This is a genomic window from Novosphingobium sp. NFX11, assembly GCF_057376415.1.
The window spans coordinates 58,846-78,948 of sequence record NZ_CP080384.1 but is presented as its reverse complement, the minus strand read 5'-3'; the positions used below and the strand labels follow the sequence as shown (position 1 = coordinate 78,948).

At 66.8% G+C, this 20,103-nt stretch carries 17 protein-coding genes and 1 pseudogene; 8 read left to right on the top strand and 10 right to left on the bottom strand.

Annotated features, from left to right (window positions below):
* Positions 1-68 precede the first annotated feature (68 nt).
* The 3 genes and pseudogenes from KZO24_RS00425 to KZO24_RS00415 form a co-directional block, all read right to left on the bottom strand.
* Positions 69-566 carry a cytochrome b gene (locus tag KZO24_RS00425; RefSeq protein WP_271180898.1) on the bottom strand — a complete coding sequence of 166 codons (498 nt, stop codon included), beginning with the start codon at positions 564-566 and terminating at the stop codon, positions 69-71.
* A gap of 217 nt (positions 567-783) precedes the next feature.
* A pseudogene (locus KZO24_RS00420) lies at positions 784-2,183 on the bottom strand (porin).
* A 230-nt stretch (positions 2,184-2,413) separates the two neighbouring features.
* Positions 2,414-3,403: a PQQ-dependent catabolism-associated beta-propeller protein gene (locus tag KZO24_RS00415; protein WP_271180896.1), complete on the bottom strand. Its 990-nt coding sequence runs from the start codon at positions 3,401-3,403 to the stop codon at positions 2,414-2,416.
* Positions 3,404-3,558: 155 nt separating this feature from the next.
* On the opposite strand from KZO24_RS00415, the gene pedF reads away from it, so the two are divergent.
* The 4 genes from pedF (at position 3,559) to KZO24_RS00395 (ending at position 7,857) form a co-directional block, all read left to right on the top strand.
* The gene (gene pedF / locus KZO24_RS00410) at positions 3,559-4,002 is read left to right on the top strand and encodes a cytochrome c-550 PedF (RefSeq protein ID WP_271180895.1); all 444 of its coding nucleotides are present in this window, start codon (positions 3,559-3,561) and stop codon (positions 4,000-4,002) included.
* A 3-nt stretch (positions 4,003-4,005) separates the two neighbouring features.
* Complete coding sequence (locus KZO24_RS00405; RefSeq protein ID WP_370424434.1) at positions 4,006-4,869, top strand: substrate-binding periplasmic protein; 864 nt, start codon at positions 4,006-4,008, stop codon at positions 4,867-4,869.
* A gap of 500 nt (positions 4,870-5,369) precedes the next feature.
* Positions 5,370-7,115 (top strand): methanol/ethanol family PQQ-dependent dehydrogenase, encoded by a 1,746-nt coding sequence (locus KZO24_RS00400; protein WP_271180893.1) that lies wholly within the window; start codon positions 5,370-5,372, stop codon positions 7,113-7,115.
* 61 nt (positions 7,116-7,176) lie between these two features.
* Positions 7,177-7,857: a response regulator transcription factor gene (locus KZO24_RS00395; protein WP_271180892.1), complete on the top strand. Its 681-nt coding sequence runs from the start codon at positions 7,177-7,179 to the stop codon at positions 7,855-7,857.
* Positions 7,858-7,965: 108 nt separating this feature from the next.
* Here the strand turns inward: KZO24_RS00395 and KZO24_RS00390 are convergent, their stop codons facing one another.
* From KZO24_RS00390 to adh, 4 genes are all read right to left on the bottom strand, one after another.
* Complete coding sequence (locus KZO24_RS00390; RefSeq protein WP_370424435.1) at positions 7,966-10,170, bottom strand: hybrid sensor histidine kinase/response regulator; 2,205 nt, start codon at positions 10,168-10,170, stop codon at positions 7,966-7,968.
* A 121-nt stretch (positions 10,171-10,291) separates the two neighbouring features.
* Entirely contained in the window at positions 10,292-11,467 is a 1,176-nt protein-coding gene (locus tag KZO24_RS00385) for an FIST N-terminal domain-containing protein (protein WP_008832867.1), read from the bottom strand.
* A gap of 62 nt (positions 11,468-11,529) precedes the next feature.
* Positions 11,530-11,997 (bottom strand): DUF779 domain-containing protein, encoded by a 468-nt coding sequence (locus tag KZO24_RS00380; RefSeq protein ID WP_486486700.1) that lies wholly within the window; start codon positions 11,995-11,997, stop codon positions 11,530-11,532.
* Between the two features lie 231 nt (positions 11,998-12,228).
* On the bottom strand, positions 12,229-13,749 hold the full coding sequence (gene adh / locus KZO24_RS00375) for an aldehyde dehydrogenase (protein ID WP_271180889.1): 1,521 nt from the start codon (positions 13,747-13,749) through the stop codon (positions 12,229-12,231).
* Between the two features lie 356 nt (positions 13,750-14,105).
* On the opposite strand from adh, the gene KZO24_RS00370 reads away from it, so the two are divergent.
* The 3 genes from KZO24_RS00370 to KZO24_RS00360 are packed head-to-tail and all read left to right on the top strand — an operon-like array spanning position 14,106 to position 15,985.
* The gene (locus KZO24_RS00370) at positions 14,106-15,593 is read left to right on the top strand and encodes a helicase HerA domain-containing protein (protein WP_008831014.1); all 1,488 of its coding nucleotides are present in this window, start codon (positions 14,106-14,108) and stop codon (positions 15,591-15,593) included.
* Between the two features lie 12 nt (positions 15,594-15,605).
* Positions 15,606-15,782 carry a DUF4169 family protein gene (locus KZO24_RS00365; protein ID WP_271180888.1) on the top strand — a complete coding sequence of 59 codons (177 nt, stop codon included), beginning with the start codon at positions 15,606-15,608 and terminating at the stop codon, positions 15,780-15,782.
* Positions 15,782-15,985 carry a hypothetical protein gene (locus tag KZO24_RS00360; protein WP_008831012.1) on the top strand — a complete coding sequence of 68 codons (204 nt, stop codon included), beginning with the start codon at positions 15,782-15,784 and terminating at the stop codon, positions 15,983-15,985. The genes KZO24_RS00365 and KZO24_RS00360 overlap by 1 nt, the downstream gene beginning before the upstream one ends.
* A 130-nt stretch (positions 15,986-16,115) precedes the next feature.
* Here KZO24_RS00360 and KZO24_RS00355 read toward each other — a convergent pair whose 3' ends face one another.
* The 3 genes from KZO24_RS00355 to KZO24_RS00345 all read right to left on the bottom strand — a co-directional run bounded on the left by KZO24_RS00355 (position 16,116) and on the right by KZO24_RS00345 (position 18,355).
* A complete protein-coding gene (locus tag KZO24_RS00355; RefSeq protein ID WP_008831011.1) occupies positions 16,116-16,595 on the bottom strand; it encodes a hypothetical protein in 480 nt (159 codons plus the stop codon).
* Positions 16,596-16,709: 114 nt separating this feature from the next.
* Entirely contained in the window at positions 16,710-17,768 is a 1,059-nt protein-coding gene (locus tag KZO24_RS00350) for a L,D-transpeptidase family protein (protein WP_271180887.1), read from the bottom strand.
* Positions 17,769-17,884: 116 nt separating this feature from the next.
* Positions 17,885-18,355, bottom strand: coding sequence for a peptidylprolyl isomerase (locus KZO24_RS00345; RefSeq protein WP_008831009.1), 471 nt, complete (start codon positions 18,353-18,355; stop codon positions 17,885-17,887).
* A 305-nt stretch (positions 18,356-18,660) separates the two neighbouring features.
* On the opposite strand from KZO24_RS00345, the gene mgtE reads away from it, so the two are divergent.
* The gene (mgtE, locus tag KZO24_RS00340) at positions 18,661-20,064 is read left to right on the top strand and encodes a magnesium transporter (protein ID WP_271180975.1); all 1,404 of its coding nucleotides are present in this window, start codon (positions 18,661-18,663) and stop codon (positions 20,062-20,064) included.
* Positions 20,065-20,103: the final 39 nt, after the last annotated feature.

Here is a 20,103-nt window from a genome sequence, read left to right as displayed (position 1 = left end):
TCCAGGGCCGAGCAGACCGCCCTGGATTGCTTCGCTATGCTCGCAATGACGAGGTGGGGTCTGCACCGTTACAACATCCGGCGCAGCACGCCGTCCTTCAGCATGAAATGATGGCGCAGCGCCGCCGCGACGTGGCCGAGCACCAGCGCCAGCAGCACCCAGCCGCCGATCTCGTGGAATTCGTGCCCCGCGTTGAAGATCGCGCTGCCCTTGACGACCGCCAGCTTGGGCCACTCGAACACCCCGAACCACGACAGCGGGTACTTGCCCGCCGACGCCATGATCCAGCCCGACAGCGGCATCGCGATCATGAACAGGTAGAGCACGCCATGCACCGCATGGGCGAGGCCGACTTCGGCGCGGCTCATCGAGGCCGGGTACGGCGGCGCCTTCCACGCCATGCGCCAGCCGAGCCGCACCAGCGAGAGCACCAGCACCGTCAGCCCGATCGCCTTGTGGACGGGTATCGCGAAGTGCAACAATCCGCTGGCGAGGTTGCCGATGATGAGCAGCGCGATAAGCCAGTGCAGCGTGCGTGCGCCGGCGTTGTATTGGGTGGTGTTCATGGGTCTGGCCTCCTGTGCGGCCCCGCTTCGGGCGGGCGTTCCGGAGGTAACTTACGATATTCCATCATGGCTGCGACTCCGGGTGATGGTCAAACAAGTCTGCGAACTTACCCCTCCGTTCGTCATTGCGAGCGAAGCGAAGCAATCCAGGGCGGCATTGATCCGCCGCTGGATTGCCGCGCGACCTGCGGTCGCTCGCAATGACGAAGGCGGTGCATCAGAAGAACAGGATGCCGCCCAGTGCGAGGGCGTCGCTCGACGCCTCGTTGCCGGAATGCGCCTTGGCCTTCGAATGGGTGTATTCGCCGATCAGCGTGACCCAGCTGGTCAGGCTGTAGCGGACCTGCCCGACCCAGCTCGAATTGGTGTCGACGAGGTTCGGACTGGCCAGCGCATCGGCAGCGTTCGCATAATGCAGCGAACTCTCGCCATAGCTGCCGCCTACCGCGAACTTGCCGAAGCTGGCGAGCGCCTGAAGGTAGAAGCCGTCGCTCTTGCGGGCGTTGCCGAAGCCGTCGGTGTCGTGCAGCCCCAGTACCGTCGTGCCGAGGCCCTTGGCGGTGTAATAGTAACCGACCGCCGTGATCGGACCCGCTGTGACCTTGCCGCCGAAGTCGAGGCCCTGTCCGGTGTAGCTCTGGCCGGTGATCTCGTTGTGGCGCTGCGTCACGCCGCCCGCCCATGCGCGAAGGCCGATGCCGCCGAGCGTCGCGTCATAAGTGATCTTGCCCTGGAAGCCGGGCTGCGAGTTCTCCTGCGCCGGGCCGGTCAGCGAGGACAGCGGCTGGAACACGCCCACCGATGCCTGCACGCCGCCGAAACTGGGCGAGGTATAGGTGATCTGCGGCTGGAAGTCGGTGTAGATATAGCCCACGCCGATGCGGCCGAGCGTCGTGTTGCCCGGCGCCACGTTGCCCCCGGCGTACCGGATGAAAGCAGCGTGATGTCGTTGAGGATCGCCTCCGACCCGAACAGGCCGATGTCGCGGCCGATCTTGAAGGTGCCGACGGTGGGCTTGCCGAAGGTCAGGTAGGTCTGGCGGAAATCGATGCCCGCCGTCGCCAGCGCGGTCGGCTGGCCGCCGTTGTTGGCGCCCAGCGCCCCCCATGCGGCCGAGTTGATGCCCGGGTACATGCCGAAGAAGGCGCCGATGTCCCAGCCCTCCTGCTTCGTGCTGACTTCCACCTTGAGGAAGCCCGGCAGCAGACCGTTGCGCACCGCGCTGGAATTGCGCGTGCCGACGCTGGCGACGCCGCCGGTGACGGCGGTGGAGGCCGATGCGGTAGCCGGGTTGTCGTGGACGTAGAAGCCGTTAACCGAGCCCGAGAACTTGATCGTCGCCGGGCCGACTTCGAGGCCGATGCCGCTCTCGGTACGCTTGACGTAAAGGCCGGAGTCACCGGCGGGCGCGGCTGCGGCGGGTGCCGGAGTTGGAGCGGGTGCGGAAGCTTCGGCCTGCTCCTGCGCGAGCAGCTCGGTGTAGTCCTCGTCGCTGAGAATGCCCTTTTCGTGCAGGCGCTTCAGAAGCGCTTCGCTGCTGCCTGCGTAGGCGGGTGCTATAGCCAGGGCGAGTACGCCCAGCGCGGCACCGCCGCGTAAAATGATCCGCGAAATCATGGATCCGTCCCCCGTTGGAAGTTGTCGTCTATTCCTGCGACTGAGGCGGACCATGCGGCCGGGGCGGGCGGCGCGAAATTGGACTTTGGGCAGTGGTACTTTGGGAGGATGGCACCCGCCCACCACCTCGTCATTGCGAGCGCAGCGAAGCAATCCAGGGCGGTTTACGCCGCCCTGGATTGCTTCGCTGCGCTCGCAATGACGAAACGGGGGTATTGACGAAAGAGGGATTACCGTCCGAGCGCCACGCCCCACGGCCCCTCGCCCGCCGGGATCGTCGCGGTGACTTTCATCGCCGCGAGGTCCACCAGCGAGAGGTCATCACTCGCCCCGTTGGCCACCAGCGCACTGCCCCCGCCGGGCAGGATCGCGAGATGCCACGGCCGTGCGCCGACCTTGACGTAGCCGCGCACCTCCCCGCTCGCCACGTCCACCAGCGCCACGCTGTCCGCCCGGCCGAGCGCCACCACCGCCGTCTTGCCATCCGCCGTGAAGCGGATGCCGCAGGGCATGACCTTGTAGTCCGGCGCACCCGGCGGGGCGAAGCGGATGGTCTTCACGACCTCCTTGCTCGCGACATCGGCGACCTGCACCACCCCGCCCACTTCCGCCGCGATCCAGACCTGCTGGCCATCGGGCGTGAACTCGACATGGCGGGGCCGCGCCTCGGTCTCCGTCTCCCCGGCGACGGTGTGGGTGGCGAGGTCGATCCAGGCGACCGAATTGTCCTCCTCGCTGGTGACCAGCAGCCACTTTCCGTCCGGGCTTTCGGCGACGCCTTCGGGCTCCTTGCCCACCGTCACCTGCCAGGCGACCTTGCGCGCGGAGAGGTCGATCGCGGTCACCGCGCCGTCGTCCTCATTGGCGGCGTAAAGCAGCTTGCCATCATGAGAGGCGAAGAACTGCTCCGGGTCCGCGCCCGAAGGCAAGGTGGCCACCAGCGCGCCGGTGGCCGGGTCGCGCACTTCCACCGCATTGTCGGCGCTGGCACAGACGAGCACGTACCGGCCGTCGCGCGTCATGGTGATCCCGCGCGGGCGCTTGCCCACCGGCCACTGCGCCACGGCCTTTCCGCTCGCCAGATCGATGACGGTGACGGTCGAGGACCGCTCGTTGCTGACATAGGCGCGCGTGACGGCGCCATCGGCATCCTGCGCATGCGACGGGGCGGCAGACAGGGCGCAGAGCGCCAGCGCGAAAGTCTTCAGGCTTCTCTCCATACTGCAAAACCTACGCCTTCCAGCGTCCGCAGCAATGCGACCTTGGTCTTGTACCATTGGCCAACTGGTCACCCGCCCGGACCCAAGGTTATCCGAAAGCAACATTCGGGAAGAGAAGCCAAGCGCAACCCGAAGTCGCAGAGGACACCTGATCCATGACCATTCGCATCGGCCGCGCGGTCCTGACCGTCGCCGCCGCCATCACCTCGCTTTCGATCGGCACCAATCTCTACGCCCACGGCGACGTGGTGCCGCAGCCGGTGGACACCTCTGCCCTGCCCGATATCGAAGGCGGCAACGACGTGTGGAAGACCGAGAACCCCTACTCGAAGAACGAGAAGGCGATCGCCATCGGCCAGTCCGCCTACGGCCAGAACTGCGCGCGCTGCCACGGCCTCGAAGCCATTTCCGGCGGCATCGCGCCTGACTTGCGCTACCTCGAACTGGGTGCCTCGGGCGACGAATGGTTCGTCGAGCGCTTCCGCCACGGTTCGGCGCATGACGGCAAGGTCTACATGCCGCCCTTCGGCGACGTGCTGGGCCAGAAGGCCGGCTGGGCGATCCGCGCCTGGCTGGAATCCAAGCACACGGACGAATAAGCGGTGGACCGCCGGTCCCTCCTCAGGGGTCTGGGAGCCGTGGGGGCGCTTGCGTCCCTGCGGCCTGCCGCGCTCTGGGCCGCGCCGCTGGAGAAGGTGAAGGCACTGGGCGCGCTGCGCGTCGGCCTCTACGCCGACAACCGCCCGTGGTCGTGGGAGGATGGCGGCAAGCCGGCCGGCATCGACGTCGATCTCGCCCATGCCCTTGCCGAGAAGCTGGGCGTGCGGGCCGACATCGCGCTGTTCACGGCGGACGAGGATCTGTCCGACGACTTGCGCAACGTCATCTGGCGCGGCGGGCTGCTCGGCTTCCAGCCCTGCGACGTGATGCTGCACGTCCCCTTCGACCGCCAGCTGATGGCGCGCGAGGACAACGTCACCTTCCTCGCCCCCTACTACCGCGAGAGCTTCGGCGCCGCCTGCGGTGAGGCAGCGGACTGCGAGGCGATGCCGGTGCGCTGGAAGGGCAAACGGATCGCGGCTGAACTCGACTCGATCCCCGACTTCTACCTGCTCGGCCATGCGGGCGGGGCCTTGTCGAAGGACGTGATCCATGTCCCCACCGGCTACGAGGCGGTCATGGCCGTCGGCAAGGGCGAGGCGGACGCCGCCGTCGCCAGCACCGCGCAGATCGAGGCCGCCCTGCACGATGCGCCCGACGCGGGCATCCTGCGCCGCAAGGGCTTCCTGCCCGCGATGCTCTCGCCCGGCTGGGATATCGGCATCGCGGTGAAGGAAAACAGCCGCAACCTCGGCTTCGCCATCGAGGAACAGTTCGCCGCCATGGCGAAGGACGGCCGCATGAAGGCGATCTTCGCGAAGTACGGCGTCGAGTGGAAACCCGCGCTGGCCTCGCAAACGGCCTAAGGCTCCGGAGGGGGACGGGGGTGCCGACTGCGACCGGCGCCCCCGAACCGGGAACGCCACGCAGCCCTCCCTCACGTCACAACACGCCGTCACCCTGAACTTGTTTCAGGGTCCATTGTGCCGCCTGCCCCAGGACATGCGACAGCAAACCGCACGCGCGGCCGGTGGCTTGCCCCCTCCGGTCTCAACGGCCCGATGGACCCTGAAACAAGTTCAGGGTGACGAGGAGTGAGGGGAGGAGGCAGGTGCGCGCCGCCAGGGCTTCGACAAGCTCAGCCTGAGCGGGTGGAGAGGTTTACACGACCTCCGCTCACCCTGAGCTTGTCGAAGGGTCAGGCGCAGCCTGTCGAAGCCCCCTCGCGCAAGACCTGTCCCATCCTCCCAAGGTGCAATTTTGCCGCCCCTCTTACAGTCCTAGGCTGCACGGCGACGATCGGGGTTCGGGGGCATTTTCCCGAGACACGCACCCCCGGCCGAATACCCAAAAACGGAGGGACAGGATGAAGCGGCGTTTCACATATATACTCGCAGCCCTGACGGCAGCCAGCAGCCTCGCAGCAGTACCGCTCTCGGCCGCCGATGGCCCGACCGGCGCCGACCTGCTCAAGGACGCCGACACCCCCGGCGACGTGCTGACGTACGGCATGGGCCCCTGGCAGCAGCGCTTCAGCCCGCTCGACCAGATCAACACCTCCAACGTCGCCAAGCTGCTCCCGGTCTATGCCTCCTCGCTCGGCGGCGAGAAGCAGCGCGGGCAGGAGGCGCAGCCGCTGGTCTATGACGGCACCATCTACGTCACCGGCTCGTACTCGCGCCTGTTCGCCTTCGACGCGCGCACCGGCGAGAAGAAGTGGGAATACAACGCCCGCCTGCCCGACGCGATCATGCCGTGCTGCGACGTGGTGAACCGCGGCGCCGCCATCCACGGCGACAAGATCATCTTCGCCACCCTCGACGCGCATCTGGTGGCGCTGAACCGCAACACCGGCAAGGTGGTGTGGAACAAGAAGACCGGCGACTATCAGGCGGGCTACTCCGCCACCGCCGCGCCGCTGATCGTCGGCGACAAGGTCATCACCGGCAACTCGGGCGGTGAATTCGGCGTCGTCGGAGCGGTTCAGGCGCGCAACGTCGATACCGGCGAGCTGATCTGGGAGCGCCCGGTGATCGAGGGCCACATCGGCACCCTCAACGGCCAGCCCAACGGCATGACCGGCAAGCTCAACGCCACCTGGCAGGGCGACTTGTGGAAGACCGGCGGCGGCGCGACCTGGCTGGGCGGCACGTACGATCCGGGCACCAACCTCGTGTACTTCGGCACCGGCAACCCGGCGCCGTGGAACAGCCACCTGCGCCCCGGCGACAACCTCTACACCTCCTCGACACTCGCCATCGATGCCGACACCGGCGTCATCAAGTGGCACTACCAGACCACCCCGCACGACGGCTGGGACTTCGACGGCGTGAACGAGTTCATCCCCTTCGACGCCACCATCAAGGGCAAGGCGATGAAGCTGGGCGCCAAGGCCGACCGCAACGGCTATTTCTACGTGCTCGACCGGACGACCGGCAAGTTCATCTCCGCCAATCGCTTCGTGATGCAGACCACCTGGGCCGACGGCATCAACCCCAAGACCGGCCGCCCCAACGTGATCGACGCGGGCCGTCCGGGCGCGCCGAGCGGCACCGAAAAGGGCAAGCCGGTGTTCTCCAGCCCGTCGTTCCTCGGCGGCAAGAACTGGATGCCGATGGCGTACTCGAAGGACACCGAACTGTTCTACGTCCCCTCCAACGACTGGGGCATGGACATCTGGAACGAGCCGATCGCCTACAAGAAGGGCGCGGCCTATCTGGGCGCGGGCTTCACCATCAAGCCGATCGCCGAGGACCACATCGGCGTGCTGCGCGCGATGGACCCCAAGACCGGCAAGATCGTGTGGGAATACAAGAACAAGGCCCCGCTGTGGGGCGGCGTGCTGACCACCCACGGCAACCTCGTCTTCACCGGCACGCCCGAAGGCTATCTCAAGGCCTTCGACGCCAAGACGGGTCAGGAATTGTGGAAGTTCCAGACCGGCTCGGGCGTAGTCGGCTCGCCCATCACCTGGGAGCAGGACGGCGAGCAGTACGTCGGCGTCATGTCCGGCTGGGGCGGCGCGGTGCCGCTGTGGGGCGGCGAAGTGGCCAAGACCTTCAAGGAAATCAGCCAGGGCGGCATGCTCTGGGTGTTCAAGATCCCCAAGTAACGCAACCCCAAAATGGCGCGCCGGTTACCGCTGGCGCGCCATCCCTCCCCGGGATAAAGACATGGAAACACTCGCCGTCACGGAAAACAACATGGGCGAATATGGGGCACCCGACCGCGTTCTGATCGTCGACGACCACTCGCTGGTCCGCGACGGGCTACGCTCGATCTTCGACGATGCCTTCCCCGATTGCACGATCCTCGAGGCGGACAGCCTCGAAGCGGCGCTCAGGGTGCTGGACGAAGCGGGCGACGTCGATCTCGTGCTGCTCGACCTCAACATCCCCGACGTCTCGCACCTTTCGGGCCTGCAGGCAGTGCGGGACAAGTTCCCCGCCACGCCGGTGGTGATGGTCTCGGGCGTGACCGACCGCAACGTGGTGCGCGATGCGTTGGCAGCGGGGGCTGCGGGTTTCGTGCCCAAGTCATTGAAGCGCGCGGCGATCGTCGATGCGCTGCAACAGGTGCTCTCGGGCGAGATCTACATGCCCGACCTCCCCGGCGACGAAAGCGCGGCGGCCGAGGAAGACCTGATCCGCGCCCGGATCGACACCCTCACCCCGCAGCAGCGCGTGGTGCTGGGGCATCTGGTGGCCGGACGGCTCAACAAGCAGATCGCCTATGAACTCGACGTCTCGATGACGACGGTGAAGGCGCATGTCTCGGCGATCCTGCAGAAGATGAACGTGTTCAGCCGCACGCAGGCGGTGATCATGGCGGGGAAGGCCGGGTTTCGAGGCTGATCCCCCGACCTCGTCATTGCGAGCGCAGCGAAGCAATCCAGGGCAGCCTCAAGCCGCTCTGGATTGCTTCGCTGCGCTCGCAATGACGAACAGGCTGAGGTGAAATCTCTAAAGCACATCCATCTGTCGCAGCAGCGCCCGCAACTGGGCGGGCTTCACCGGCTTGTTCAGCAACGGCAGCGCCAGTTCGGCCAGTTGCGCCTTGGTCTCCGGCCCGCGATCGGCGGTGATGACCATCGCCGGGATCATCCGCCCCGCCTTCTCGCGCAGCATCGCCACCGCCCGGTCGCCGGTCAGCCGATCGTCGAGATGATAGTCCACGATCAGCATCGCCGGTCCCTGCTCCAGTGCCGCGAGCGCCGCTGCGTCGGCGGGATCGTGCGCGGTCACGACGTCGAGCCCCCAGTTCTCCAGCAGCGCCTCCATGCCAGCGAGGATGCCGGGATCGTTGTCGATCACCAGCACCAGCCCGCCCGGACCGGCCCGCGGCGCGGCCACTGCGGCGCCAGGCTCCACCGCGCGGGCGACCGCATCGACGCGCGGCAGGCGGATCGAGAACGCCGCTCCGGCCCCCGGCGCGGTGTCCAGCTCGATCCCATGCCCCAGCATCGTCGTGACGCGGCGCACGATGGCGAGCCCCAGCCCCTTGCCGGGGATCTTCTGCGTCTTGCCGACGCGGCGGAACTCCTCGAAAATCTCGTCGCGATCGACCTCGGCGATGCCCGGCCCGGTATCGCGCACGGTGACGACGACGTCCGCGCCCTGCTCCACCACCTCCACCGTCACGCTGCCCTGCTCGGTATAGCGGATCGCGTTGGACACGAAGTTCTGCAGCACCCGGCGCAGCAGGCGCGCATCGGAGCGCACCCACAGCGCGGTATGCGGAACCGTGAACGCCAGCCCGCCCGCGCTCGCCAGCGGCGCGAACTCCACGCGCAGGGCCGATAGGATCGCCCCGAGCGAGAGGTCCGCGAACTCGGGCTGGATCGCCCCCGCATCGAGGCGCGAAATCTCGAACAGCGCTTCGAGCAAATCCTCGACCGAATCGAGCGCGGTGGATGCCTGATGCACCAGCGAACGCGGCCGTTCGGCCATGGCCTGACCGTCCATCGCCGAAACGAACAGCCGCGCCGCATTCAGCGGCTGCAGCAGGTCGTGGCTGGCGGCGGCAATGAAGCTGGTCTTGGAGCGGTTCGCCGTCTCCGCCTCGTTCTTCGCCTCGACGAGCTGGCGGTTCACCTCGACCAGCTCGGCGGTGCGCTCGGTGACGCGGCGCTCCAGCGTCTCGGCGGTCTCGGTCAGCGAGCGTTCGAACTGGATATGATCGGTCACATCATCGAACGTGAAGACCATGCCGCCGTTCTTGAGCGATACCGAACGGACGGTGAAGTATCTCCCGCGCATCGTGCAGTTGGCGACGACACGCGCGCCGCCGCCCTCGCGCCAGTCGAGCGCTTCCACCCGGTCCAGCCCGCATTCGCCGGTGCACCAGCCCGACAGCGCCTCATGCGTGTCGATGGGGGGACCGTCCTCGGCCAGCGCCAGCACCGTCAGCATCCCCTCGTTCCACGCCTGCAGCTGGCGCTGGGCGTCGAACAGGCAGACGCCTTCGGAGAGCGTGTCCAGCGTCGCCTGCAGCGCCAGGTTGCGTTCGGCCAGTTCGCGGGCACGCTGGCGGGCATCCTCGGCCTTGACGGTGGTGATGTCGGTATAGATGCCGACGGTGCCGCCCTCGGTTGTGCGCAACTCGTTGATCTGGATCCAGCGGCCGTCGGCCAGCGCCTGCACGTGCGCGCCCTGCGCCCGCTGATGCTGCGCCATGCGGTCCTTGAGCCAGCGCTCGGGTGCCATGCGCGAGCCCATGGTGGCGCCGGTCTGCGCGAGGCGGCTGGCGAGTTCGGCGAATTCGGGCGCATCGCCCTGCACGCCCTCAAAATTGGGAAAGATCTTCAGGTAAGCGCGGTTGCACAGGACCATGCGGTCTTCCGCATCGAACAGCGCGAAGCCGTCCGACAGGGACTCGATGGCATCGCGCAGCATCACGCGGGCGGCGGTGGCATCGCCATGGGCGGCGGCGAGCTGCGCATTGACGGTGTTGAGCCGCTCCAGCGCGACTTCCAGCGCGCCGGTGCGGTCGCGCACCATGGCGTCGAGCGAGATCGCCGTCTCGAACATCGAGAACGCCCCGCCCTGCATGTCGGTGGAGCGTTCCACGCGGTCCATCAGCGCGGCGTTGATCTTCTCCAGCTGCGCGATGCGGGCGCGCAGGCGGGCGGTTTCGGTGTCGCGGGTTTCGGGGTCAGTCAGGGCCATGATCGTCTCCCGACCTCACACCCACTTCGTCATTGCGAGCGCAGCGAAGCAATCCAGAGTGGTTTAAACGGCTCTGGATTGCTTCGCTGCGCTCGCAATGACGAGGAGGGGCACGGCATCGTCATGGCCGTGCCGGTTCATCCACCGCCCGCCCGATCGCCAGCCCGCTGAAGGTCTGGTTCATGTGCGCGGCCAGGAACTGCTCGCCATACGTGCTGAACCCCAGCACGTTGTTCTCGACATAGATGTCGGAAACTTCGCGCAGAATCTGGCGGTCCTCGGCATCCAGCCGGTTGAGCACGCAGTCGAAGCCGATGATATGGTCGATCTCCCCCACCTTGCGCGAGACCGACTGGAACAGCTCGCGCATCCAGGTCAGCCGGTCCACCGGCTCGCCGATGGTCAGGACGACGCCGGTGTCGATCGCGCAATAGAAGGTCAGCGAACCGTCGGGGTTCGCGCTCTGCACCGAGCGGACGTGGAACTGGCCGCCGGTGCGCACCATCGGCGGGTGCGCGGCGAAGAAGTGGACGTCGAGTTCCTCGCCCGGAGAGCCGGAAAGCCGCAAGTATTCCTCGGCGGCGGGGGCGGCGTTGATCTCGTAGACGGTGCGGGTTTCCGGGTCCGCCTCGGTGATGACCATCTTGGCCGGGCCGGGGCGGTAGTGGTTGGCGCAGAAGACGTGCATCGGGCGGCGGCTGGTCAGCACCGCGATCACCGCCGCGTCGGAGTGGAAGCGCCCTTCGTGCAGCACCGCCGTCTCGCGGAACGAGAGTCCGTCGCCGCTGGAGCCGCCGATCAGTTGGACGTCGCCCAGCGCATGCTGCGCGGTCATCGTCAGCAGTTCCTCGCGGTGCGACAGGCCGTCCACGAAGAACAGCGCCACCTGATGCAGATCGTCCGCCGCGCCGTGGTCCAGCCGCGCCCCCGCGACGAGCTGGCGGATAGCGCCCTGCGCGGTCACGGGGTCGAAGTTGTCGAGATCCTCGAACCGCAGCGAAGCCATCGAAAAGCCGGCGGCGGGAAAGCCGATCAGCAGCAGGCTGTCGGTATCGTAGCCCCGGCTGGTGAGTTCGCCCGCGCTGGTGCAGCCGATCAGCGGCACCCCCGGCAGCCGGGCGGTGAGCACGCGCGCCAGTTCCTCGCGCGGGTAGCGGTGCGAGCAGAACAGCAGCGCGCCTGCCAGTTCCACGCCGCCAATGGCCTCGACCAGTTCTGCGACGGCATCAGCCGGGTCCTGCGCGTGCGAGGCACAGGCCACCAGCGGGCGGTCACCGTCGTGAATCTGTGCTGCCATTCGCATGTCCCTCTCCTTCCGGCCGCCCTCTTCGGTGCGGTCCGTGACCCAAGCGCGAAAGTCTAGGCCGAACCGCCCCCACCGCCAAGCGCGTTCGCATCATCGCCCCGTAGTGGGTCACCTGCCGCTTCGAGCGCCGCGTTCTCCTCATCGGTGAAGATGCGGCTGCGCACGATGAAGCGTACGCCCTCAGGCGCCTCCAGGCTCATGCCCGAACCGCGTCCGGGCACGACGTCGATGGTGACCTGGGTATGGCGCCAGTACTCGAACTGCGCCGCGCCGATCCAGACGCGGGTATTGCCGATGAGCGAGCCGAGCAGCACGTCCTGCGCGCCGACACGGAACTCGCCCTCGGTGAAGCACATCGGCGCGGAGCCGTCGCAGCAGCCGCCAGACTGGTGGAACATCAGCGGGCCGTGGATGGCGCGCAGCCGCTCGATCCATTCTTCCGCCGCCGGTGTGGCGAGGATGCGCGGGGGAGATCGGCCATGCTCATGACGCCGAAAAGCGGCGGATGGCGTGGGGGCCATCCGCCGTTTCGAGGTATCCGGCGCCGTTATGGTGGCGGGACGCCGGGTTGAGAGCTCTTGGCGCCTGCAGCCATGGATAATACCGCCCTGGATTGCTTCGCTGCGCTCGCAATGACGAAAGGGAAGAGGCGATATTGCTTCCCGCCTTCGTCATTGCGAGGGCCGAAGGCCCGCGGCAATCCAGAGCGACACCACGCTCCGGAAGCCTCGCAATGACGCGGCTTGGGTCCATCAGAAGAAGCCGAGCTTCTTCGGGCTGTAGCTGACGAGCAGGTTCTTGGTCTGCTGGTAATGGTCCAACATCATCTTGTGGTTCTCGCGCCCGATGCCCGACTGCTTGTAGCCGCCGAACGCCGCGTGGGCGGGGTAGGCGTGGTAGCAGTTGGTCCACACGCGCCCGGCCTGAATGCCGCGGCCGATGCGGTAGGCCCGGGTTCCGTCGCGCGTCCAGACACCGGCGCCGAGGCCGTAGAGCGTGTCGTTGGCGATCTCCAGCGCCTCCTCGTCGGTCGAGAACTTGGTCACGGCAAGCACCGGACCGAAGATTTCCTCCTGGAACACGCGCATCTTGTTGTGGCCTTCCAGCACGGTCGGCTGCACGTAGTAGCCCTGCGCCAGTTCACCGTCATGCGCGGCACGCTCGCCGCCGGTCAGCACCTTGGCGCCCTCATCCTTGCCGATCTGGATGTAGCTGAGGATCTTCTCCAGCTGGTCGTTCGATGCCTGCGCGCCGATCATTGTCGCGGCGTCCAGCGGGCTGCCCAACTTGATCGCCTCGACCCGCGCGATCGCCTTTTCGATGAAGCGGTCGTAGATCGATTCATGCACCAGCGCGCGGCTCGGGCAAGTGCAGACCTCGCCCTGGTTCAGCGCGAACATGGTGAAGCCTTCGAGCGCCTTGTCGAGAAAGTCGTCGTCGTGATCCATCACGTCGGCGAAAAAGATGTTCGGGCTCTTGCCGCCCAGTTCCAGCGTGCAGGGGATCAGGTTTTCCGACGCATACTGCATGATGAGGCGGCCGGTCGTCGTCTCGCCGGTGAAGGCGATCTTGGCGATGCGCTTGTTCTGCGCCAGCGGCTTGCCCGCCTCGATGCCGAAGCCGTTGACGATGTTGAGGACGCCCGGCGGCAGCAGGTCCGCGATTACCTCGGCCAGCACCAGGATCGACATCGGGGTCTGCTCGGCGGGCTTGAGCACCACGCAGTTGCCCGCTGCCAGCGCCGGGGCCAGCTTCCACGCGGCCATCAGGATCGGGAAGTTCCACGGGATGATCTGGCCGACGACGCCCAGCGGTTCGTGGAAGTGATAGGCGATGGTGTCGTGGTCGATCTCGGCGATCGAGCCTTCCTGCGCCCGCAGGCAGGATGCGAAGTAGCGGAAGTGGTCGATCGCCAGCGGGATGTCGGCGGCGGTCGTCTCGCGGATGGGCTTGCCGTTGTCGATCGTCTCGGCCAGCGCCAGCTTGTCGAGGTTGACTTCGAGGCGGTCGGCGACCTTGAGCAAGGTGTTCGCGCGCTCGGTGGGCGAGGCCTTGCCCCAGGCGGCCTTGGCGGCGTGCGCGGCGTCGAGCGCCAGTTCGATGTCCTCGGCCGTGCCGCGCGCCACCTGGCACACGACCTGCCCGGTCACCGGCGAGATATTGTCGAAGTACTGCCCCTTGACCGGGGCCACCCACTTGCCGCCGATGAAGTTGTCGAACTTCTCGCGGATGAGCGACTCGCCCGCGAATTTGCCAATCGCCTGTTCCAGCATCCCAAATCTCCGAACCTGACCCCCATGGGGTTTCGACAGGCAATGTGGGCCGATGGGGCGGCCGGGCCAATTGTACCTTGGGACGATGGCGGGCGAGATGTGCTGCGAATCGGGCGGTCACCCTTTGTCGCGCCTCGTCCCCCCACTTCGTCATTGCGAGCGCAGCGAAGCAATCCAGGGCGGCTTGAGACTGCTCTGGATTGCTTCGCTGCGCTCGCAATGACGAAGTGGGGGGACGACGTTGGAGTAACGACGCGGGGGTGGCGGCGTAAGCGCGCGCAGGTACAGCAAGCAACTTTCCGGATAACCGCCCCGCCCCGCTTGCACCCCGCCCCCGCTTTGGCACTAGCCCGGACGTGAGCGCGAACATCGTCATCGGCACCGCCCAGCGCGGAGAGCCGGTAGAGATCGACATCAAGGAACTCTTGGCGACCCGCCTGCTGGTGCAGGGCAATTCCGGGTCCGGCAAGTCGCACCTGCTCCGCCGCATCCTTGAGGAGAGCGCCGGGATCGTCCAGCAGGTGGTGATCGACCCTGAGGGCGACTTCGTCAGCCTTGCCGAGCAGTTCGGCCACGTCGTCATCGACGGCTCCGCCTATGGCGAGGCCGAGATCGCCCGCCTCGGCGCGCGCATCCGCCAGCACCGCGCCTCGGTGGTCCTCGCGCTCGACGAGCTGGAGATCGACCAGCAGATGAAGTGTGCCGCGCAGTTCCTCAATGCCCTGTTCGATGCCCCGCGCGAGCAGTGGTATCCCGCGCTCGTGGTGGTGGACGAGGCGCAGATGTTCGCCCCCGCCGCCGCCGGTGAAGTCTCGGAAGAGGCCCGCCGCGTCAGCCTCGCGGCGATGACCAACCTCATGTGCCGCGGCCGCAAGCGCGGTCTGGCGGGCGTGATCGCCACCCAGCGCCTTGCCAAGCTCGCCAAGAACGTCGCGGCCGAGGCCAGCAACTTCCTGATGGGCCGCACTTTCCTCGACATCGACATGATCCGCGCCGCCGACCTGCTCGGCATGGAGCGGCGGCAGGCCGAGACGATCCGCGACCTCGCGCGCGGGCAGTTCCTGGGCCTTGGCCCTGCGATCGCGCGGCGGCCGGTGTCGGTCAGCGTCGGCACGGTGCAGACCGGCGCGAAGTCGGTGACGCCGGGCCTCGCCCCGCTGCCCACGGCGACCACCGAGGAACTGCGCGAACTGCTGCACGACAATCTCCACGTCGAGCCGGACCGTCCCGAGTTCCACCGCCCCGCTCCGCGTGTGGACGATGCCGAGACGCTGGCCCGCCGCATCGCCGCGACCGAACTGCTCGAACCCACCACCGCGCAGGCCCGCGAACGCGAGCGTGAAAGGGAGCGCAACGAGCCCGGCGCCGAGGAAACCCGCGCGGCGATGATCGAGATCATGAACGTGATGGCCGAGGAGCCGGACTGCACGTTCCAGTCCGCGACCACGCTGTTCCAGGACTTCACCATCCGCTGCCGGATGAAGGGCATCTCGGTGCGCGGCCTCGACGCGACGATGTTCCGCCGGGGCTTCGCCGCCGCGCTCGCAGGGATCGAGAACCCCGACGACGCGCGCTGGGAAGACCTCATCAACTTGTCGAAGCACGTGCCCGACGATGCGCTGGCGACGTTCTATGTGATCGCCCGCGCCGCGATCGACGGCAAGCCGTGCCCGGACGACATGGACCTCGCGCGGATCTACGGCACCAGTTCGCCCCGCCGCGTGCAGCGTCTGCTCGACTATCTGGAGAAGGACGGCCTGATCGTGGTGCGCACCGATTTCTCGGGCAAGCGCTCGGTCGGCCTGCCGGATCTCGGCGTGACAACCGCGCCGGTCGAGGCGTAAGGTCGGGCCATCATGGCCGAGATCATCAACCTGCGCATGGCCCGCAAGGCCAAAACCCGCGCCGCCGACAAGGCCAAGGCGGCGGCAAACCGCGCCCAGCATGGTCGCACCAAGGCCGAGAAATCCGCCTCGCAGGCTGAGATCGCACGGATCGATCGCACCCTCGACGGGGCCAAACGGGAAGACTGATGCGCACCACGTATGACGACGCCAGCGTGCGCCTCTACCATCTCGACGGCGGGGCCGAGGGCGGCGCGGCGAACACGCTGTTCTACGGCCCGCTGTCCGAGGCCATGCGCATAGCCTCGCTACAGAGCGAGGACGTGCAGGATGGCTTGTTTCTCGCCACCGACAACGATGTGGTGGCTTACGTGGACCTGCTGGAAAGCTGAATTCGGCTGCGGGGACTTCGACCCTTCGACAAGCTCAGGGTGAGCGGGGTTGGAGTAGGCCTCCCAATGGCAGGAGTAGTGCAAACCTCTCAATTCCGCTCAGGCTGAGCCTGTCGAAGCCCCCTCGATATCAGAACTTCGCCTGCACACCCGCCGCGACATAGTGATCGCCGACGTTCACCTTGCCCGAGAGGAACGGCGCCAATGGCATCGCGGCGGTGCCGTAGGCGCGCAGGTCGTTACCGATGAAACGCGCGCCGAGACCAAGAGTGAACGACATCGGTAGCGTGTAAGTCGCCTCCACCTTGCCGAAGATCTTGGTGCCCGAATTATCGCAATGACCGTCGCCGACCTGCTCGTCGTTGGAGCGGCGGAAGCACTGCGAGTTGTCCTCGTAGTACCCGTCATGGTCGCGCTTGTGGAAGAACGCGCCGACGGCCGGGGTGATCGCGAAACCACCGTCCTGGATAACCGGCACGCCGACGGCGAGTTCGCCGCCCCAGCTGCCTTCGGAGCGGGCGACATTGGCCTCGGCGGTGACGGTCGCCGCATTGGCGGAACTTGCGGCAAAAGCGCAGATGCCCGCGAGGGCGATCAGGCGGATCTTCATGGGCGGGGACTCCCTGTATCCTTGGAAACGATGCCAATCGGCTAGATTCCACGCATCTTGCGGACAAGAGGCCCGGATTCGCCCTGCCCCGTTAAGGACTCGACCCGTCCGTTTTCACGCCTGGAACAGAACTTCGGTTCCCGAATGGACCATCTGTGCAAGGCGCGCCGCGTCCCAGTTGGTCAGGCGCACGCAGCCATGGCTTTCGGTGCGGCCGATCTTCGCGGGCTCGGGCGTGCCGTGGATGCCGTAGTGGTCCTTGGACAAATCGATCCATACCACGCCGACCGGGCCATTGGGGCCGGGGGCGAGGCGCTTTGCGGTATCGTTCTTGTTGGCGTCCCAGAACAGGTCCGGATCGTACTGGTAATCCGGATTGCGCGAGGTGCCCTTGATCTCCCACTTGCCGAGCGGGAGCGGATCATGGCCGCTGCCCGTGGTGACGGGGAATTGCGCGATGAGTTTACCTTGCTTGTCAAAGGCCTGCAGCGTGCCCTCGGACTTGTCGACGACGATCTTCTCGGCTGTCGGCTGATCGCCCGCGACGCCGAGGCGCTGCAGCGTGTCGGACCAGCCGCGCTCGTCACCCTCGATCTTCGCGACGGGCACGTTGGCGATCGCGGGAACGCGCACCGTGGTGCCCGAACCGACTTTCGTGCCGTGGCCGTTGAGCGCCACCAGCGTATCGGGGGTGGTATGGAACCGCTCGGCCAGTGCCTCGGTCAGCGAGCGGTAGCCGAGATGGTCGAAGCCGGCCTGCTGGGAGGTTCTGGTCGGCAGGTTGCGCGTGAAGGGCCCGCGCGCGAAGGCATCGGGGATCACCACCAGCCGCGTCGCCGCCATACCCTGTCCGGGGAACAGCGCCTGCTGGGTTGCCGGATCGAGCTGTCCGCTACGGGGAAGCCCGCGCGCTTCCTGGAAGCCGCCGAGCGCCAGCTTGTAGGACTGCCCGTCCTTCCCGTCGATCACGCCGGGCGAGAACCCGGCACGGTCGAGCGCCACTTGCGCCCGCATCAGCAGGCTGTCGGCCGCCTCGGTCTCGCCGCCGCCGGGGGCATCGGCGAAAGCCAGAGTGTCGGAACTCTTCGCGGGAGCCTTCGCCTGTTCCGTCTGCGGCCCGCAGGAGGCCAGCAGCACGAAACACGAAAGGCTGAGGGGAACGAGACGTTTCAAGCATCACCCAAAGTTATGGTTCTGTTGCTTTGAAAACGCCCCGAAACCGGGAAAGCTCCGCAAACGAAAAGGGCGGCCCCGCGGGACCGCCCTTACATGTTCCGTTTCGGGACCGATCAGCCTTCGCTGACGGTCGCCTTGACGATCTTGCCCGGCTCGCGCGGCGGCTCACCCTTGGGGAGCGCGTCGACGTGCTCCATGCCTTCGACGACCTGGCCCCAGACGGTGTACTGCTTGTCGAGGAAGGTCGCGTTGTCGAACACGATGAAGAACTGGCTGTTGGCCGAGTGCGGCGCGCTGGTGCGGGCCATCGAGCACACGCCGCGCACGTGCGGCTCGGCGTTGAATTCGGCCTTCAGGTCGGGCTTGGACGAACCGCCCATGCCGGTGCCGTTGGGGCAGCCGCCCTGCGCCATGAAGCCCGGGATCACGCGGTGGAACTTCACGCCGTCGTAGAAGCCTTCGCCGGCCAGTTCCTTGATCCGCTCGACGTGGCCGGGGGCCAGGTCGGGGCGCAGCTTGATCTTGACGTCGCCGCCTTCGCCGTTGCCGGTATCGAGCGAGAGTGTGAGGAATTCGTCAGCCATTGCCTGTCTCCATGAGGCCGGGCGCGATCGCGCCGGTAAACTTTGGCGCCCGATATAGGCGATGGCGCGGCAATGTCACGAGGGGGCGTGAACCGGCACCATGCCGAAGGGGCTTCGACAGGCTCAGCCTGAGCGGGTTTGGGAGGTTTACACCACCTCCGCTCACCCTGAGCTTGTCGAAGGGTCACGGCTGAACTTGTCGAAGCCCGCGCAGTCCCGAGTGACCATGGCAAAGCCCTGTTGCAATTGCGAGATAGCTGCGTAGACCGGCCCGCATGAGCGACGCGGACCTCAAGCACGACCCGATGGACCACACGGAAGACACCGTGCGTCAGGACGCGCCCGAATCCGAATCGCTGGACGAGGACAACCGCCTCAAGCCCGAATTCGTGCGCAGCGTCAAAGACGCGCTCGACGATGAAGACACCGATCGCGTCTACGACCTCGTCGAAGGGCTCCACCCCGCCGACATCGCCGACTTGTTCGAGCTGTTCGACGAACGCGAGCGCCTGACGCTGGCCGGCGCGATCCGCGACCTGATGGGCTCGGAAGTCATTGCCGAGTTGAACGACTGGGTCCGCGAGGCGCTGATGGAAGCGCTTCCGGCCGACGTCGTCGCCGAGATCGCCGAACAGCTCGACACCGACGACGCCGTCGCGATGCTGGAGGATCTCGACGAGGCCGACCAGCAGGCCGTCCTTGCCGAGATGGAGCCGGAAGACCGCGCCGCGATCGAGTCGGCGCTGTCCTACCCCGAAGAATCCGCCGGCCGTCTGATGAGCCGCGAACTCGTCGCGGTCCACGAATCGATGACGGTGGGCGATCTCATCGATTTCCTGCGCGAACATCGCGAATTGCCGACCGAGTTCTGGGAAGTGTTCATCGTCGATCCGATGCACCGCCCGATCGGCACCTGCTCGCTTTCGTGGATCCTGCGCACGCCGCGCAACATCCCGCTCTACGACGTCATGGCCCGCGACCAGACGCTGATCCCGGCCGACATGGATCAGGAAGAAGTCGCGCTGCGCTTCCAGAAGTACGCGCTGATCTCGGCGGCGGTGGTGGACCCTGCGGGCCGCCTGATCGGCCAGATCACCGTCGACGACATCGTCCACATCATTCAGGAAGAAGCGGGCGAGGATGCCCTGCTGCTGTCCGGTGCAGGCGACGGCGACATCAACGAGCCGATTCTGCTGACCGTGCGCGCACGTCTGACATGGCTGGTGGTGAACCTGGCCACGGCGATGCTGGCGGCCTCGGTCGTCGGGCTGTTCCAGGGGGCGATCGCGAAGTTCGCGCTGCTGGCAGTGCTGATGCCGATCGTCTCGGGCATGGGCGGCAATGCGGGCACGCAAACCCTCGCCGTGGCCGTACGCGCCATCGCCACCAACCAGTTGACCGATTCCAACACCGTCAGGATGATCCTGCGCGAAATCCGCATCGCGCTGGCCAACGGCTTCGCGCTGGGCCTGCTGATCGGCGTGGGGACGTGGCTGATCTTCTCCAACCCGCTGCTGGGCGCCGTGATTGCCTCGGCCATGGTCATCAACAACCTGGTCGCCGGTTTGATGGGTATCCTCGTGCCGGTGGCGCTGGACAAGTTCAACGTCGATCCGGCGGTGTCCTCGGCGGTGTTCGTGACGACCGCGACCGACACGATGGGCTTCTTCTCGTTCCTCGGCCTCGCGGTGGTGGTGGGGCTGGCCTGACCCATCGTCATTGCGAGCGCAGCGAAGCAATCCAGTACG